General features: G+C 59.1%; 2 protein-coding genes. Both read right to left on the reverse strand.

Annotated features, from left to right (window positions below; translation table 11 throughout):
- Positions 1-28 precede the first annotated feature (28 nt).
- Complete coding sequence (locus tag CO666_RS33255; RefSeq protein ID WP_010009919.1) at positions 29-2095, reverse strand: recombinase family protein; 2067 nt, start codon at positions 2093-2095, stop codon at positions 29-31.
- Positions 2082-2261, reverse strand: a complete 180-nt coding sequence (locus CO666_RS34390) for a hypothetical protein (RefSeq protein WP_051679588.1) — start codon at positions 2259-2261, stop codon at positions 2082-2084. The genes CO666_RS33255 and CO666_RS34390 overlap by 14 nt, the downstream gene beginning before the upstream one ends.
- Between the last annotated feature and the right edge of the window lie 324 nt (positions 2262-2585).

Here is a 2585-nt window from a genome sequence, read left to right on the forward strand (position 1 = left end):
GAGACGTGTTTCATTATGCACCCCTTCGTTAAGTGTATGTAAACATTGGAAGCGTGTCCGCGTCCACATCGCGCAACGGGCGACCTTTCCGGGCAATCGCCGCTTTGACCGGCTCGGACGTCAAATCGGCGGCCCGGATTTGATAGGGCGCTCGCGGAACAACCTGGACCGCAGGAAGAACGCCTGTGGAAACAAGGCGTCGTACCAGATAGCTTGAGACGCCCAACGCTTTGGCGACCTCTGCTTGCGTGAGCCATTCGCCATTTTTATCGGCTGAACGGTAGGCATCGATGCCACGCACGTAACGAACAGAACGGACCCGATGGGCTGTCCATGTCTTTCCCTGGCCGGTGGGAAAGCCCATTCGGTTGAGTGTGGCGGCGATATGCTCGTCTGACCAGCGGCCAGCCATGCCGCGTATGACTTCCAGTGCATCTTCGGCTGTCGCGCTGCCGTGTTCGCCAGACTGTGGCTTACGAACACGCAACTCCGAATGCTGACCACCTTTCCAATGAATGGTGAGGACAACGTCACGGACAGCATCGTCAACATCGACGATAATGTCCGCGATCAACGTTCGGAGAAGCTGCTGGCGTGCGCGCATGGTTACATCGGGAGCATTCCAGGCTGCCGACAGGTTCTCTGCGAGGTTGGAAAAGGCATTGGGATCAACGACGATCGTCGTTGGGTCGTGCGCGGGTTTGCGCATCTCCAGATCGCGTACGCGGCGCAATGCCGCCTCCCAGTTCTTCTCCAACTGAGCGGCAATCAGGCGGTTGTCGGGATCACATGCTGCATAGCGCCGTTCGGCAAGGCCAGCCTCGTAGCGGGCCTGCTGAAGTTCCAGGTCGAGGATCTGGCGCCGATCTTCCTGTCGTTCCTGATGCATTCGCTCCGCCTCGATCGCAGCTTCGATCGCCAAGGGTTCTACCGCTCGCAACAGCTCCCGTGCCACCGCCGTGTCGATCTTCGGAGCACCGAAGGTCATACAACGAGGCTGCCCAGCCAGGTTACCTCTATCGCAGCGGTAGACCGGCTGGCTGATCGGACCGCCCCTATAGCAAACACTGAGACGTTGGCCGCAACGGGCGCACGTCAGAAGGCTTGATAAGAGCGCCTTGCCCCCGCGGCCTGATTTTGCGCCATCCTGGCGACCATAGGCGTTGAGCGCCAACTGCTTCTGATTGCGCTCAAACTCATCCCAGCCGATGTAACCCTCGTGATGATCCTTGATCATCACCTCCCAAGTACCCGCCGGCTTGTAATGTCCGTAGGTCCGCCGCGCTCGCCCCTCAACAATCGAGGTGCGCTTCTCACTTTTGCCATATACATAAACGCCTGCATAGAATGGATTTTTGAGAACGCTGATCACATTACGGTAGCGGATCGGCTGCCAGATGCAGTTCGTCATGCGGCCTTCGTCGGCAGGCCGCGGGAAGTGGATCTGCTCGGCCTGCATCGACAACAACACCTGACGGGCGCTGCCGAGCTCGCGAAAGCGGGCGTAGATAAGCCGGATCACTTCTTGCAGACGAATATCGGGATCAAGCCCTAGGCCTGCCTCGCGATGCCATACATAGCCGAATGGAACCGACAAGCGCAGTTCGCCGCGGTGCGCCTTCGACCTTGCGGCATCGAGCATCCTTGCCCGCAGCACACCCAACTCGAACTCGCTGATACTGCCTTTCATGCCAAGGAGTAGGCGATCGTTGGGGTGGCAAGCGTTGTACACCCCGTCGTGATCGATAACACGGGCTTCGACAAGTCCGCACAGTTCGAGCAAATGATGCCAGTCGCGCCCGTTGCGCGCGAGCCGCGACGCATCGAAGCACAGGACAGCCCCGACCTTGCCAGCGCAGAGCCAGGCGACCAGACGGTCGAAGCCGGGCCGCGCTACCGTTCCACTCGCCGATCGCCCGAGATCGTCATCGATAACCTCGATGTCGACAAAGCCGTAGCTACGTGCGATGTCGACCAGATCATATTGGCGCCGCTGGCTTTCCAGATTGGTCATGACCTGGGATTGCGAGGACTGGCGTACATACACGACCGCCTTGCGCTGAAGCACGGTCACCGGGAGATCAGCGCTTGTCATCGGCAAGCTCCTCTATGCTGATGCCGGCGGCCTGCATCAGAATCCGGGCAAGCGTCAGAACGACTTTCATCCGTTCCGTTTCGTTCATCCCGTCTATCCGGCTGGGTTCGAATATCAGGTTCATCTGTCTGCCCGAGTTCAACGCGGGCGCGGCGTGCTGCTTCATCGACTTTCTCCCGTGCGAATCCATCATCGCGTCTGGAGTGTGGCGGAGCAGCGACGACCGTGACCAGCCTCTTCAATTCGGACAATGCCAGCAGATCGACCTGTGGCGCACCCGATGTCATGCCGGCGCAAACGACCGGATCAAGCATCCAGGCAGCCATCGAAACGACGGCACCTGACGGACCTAACACCTTGAGAAATTGGCCCGTTGCTCGATGCTCTACCCGCCGAACGTTGACCTTGCGGCCAAAATACGGATGCCAACGATAATAAACTTCCAATTCCTGACCGACATGGGCAGAATGAACGGGCAATGGCGCTCGGC

Source organism: Rhizobium chutanense (genome assembly GCF_002531935.1).
In the GTDB taxonomy this organism is placed as follows: Bacteria; Pseudomonadota; Alphaproteobacteria; order Rhizobiales; family Rhizobiaceae; genus Rhizobium; species Rhizobium chutanense.